The sequence below is a fragment of the Mesorhizobium sp. M5C.F.Ca.IN.020.32.2.1 genome, from assembly GCF_004023105.1.
Classification (GTDB): Bacteria; Pseudomonadota; Alphaproteobacteria; order Rhizobiales; family Rhizobiaceae; genus Mesorhizobium; species Mesorhizobium wenxiniae.
Map to the genome: position 1 here is coordinate 1 of NZ_RZSX01001525.1, position 678 is coordinate 678.

General features: G+C 62.8%; 2 pseudogenes. Both read left to right on the plus strand.

Features of this window, described 5'->3' with window-relative positions:
* A pseudogene (locus EOA86_RS37215) lies at nt 1-363 on the plus strand (VWA domain-containing protein); the annotation flags it as partial.
* Nucleotides 363-678: pseudogene (locus EOA86_RS37220) on the plus strand (molecular chaperone DnaJ); the annotation flags it as partial. The pseudogenes EOA86_RS37215 and EOA86_RS37220, both read left to right, overlap by 1 nt.

Genomic DNA, 678 nt, shown 5'->3' on the forward strand with positions numbered 1-678 from the left:
GTTCTCGCCCATGCGCTGAAACAGACGGCGGCGGCCAGGGTGAATGCGCTGGTCTATATCGGCGACGCGATGGAAGAAAACATAGACGATCTGGCCGAAAAGGCCGGCAGCCTCGGCCTGCACGGCGTTCCTGTCTTCGTCTTTCAGGAGGGCCATGATGCCGGCGCAGAAAAGGCATTTAAGGAGATTGCGCGGCTGACCAAAGGTGCTTGGTTCCGATTTGATCGGCGGGCCGCCGCAACCTTGGCCAGCCTGCTTTCGGCGGTCGCCGTGTTTGCAACCGGCGGGCTGAAGGCACTGGAGGCCAGGGGCAGGCCGGAAGACCGGCTGATGATCGAGCATCTGCGGAGCAGCAGAAAATAATGGGCGCGATTATCGCATTCGTGGCGTTGCTTTTGGTGCTGCTCGGCGTGGCCACGATCTTTCTCCGCGCCGACCCCGCGAGACTCGCAAGCGGGATGAGGACACTTGGGCCCGTCCTGCTGGCGCTGATCGGCGTCGCCGTGCTTCTGGTCGGACGCGAAGGTATCGGCGGCTTGATCCTGTCGATGGCGCTCGCCTGGTATGGCTCCATGCGGATGAAGCGGCCGACGGCGAAACTGGAGCCGGGCAAGCATTCGACGGTGCGCACCGCGGCACTCGAAATGGAGCTTGATCACGATACCGGCAATCTGGAGG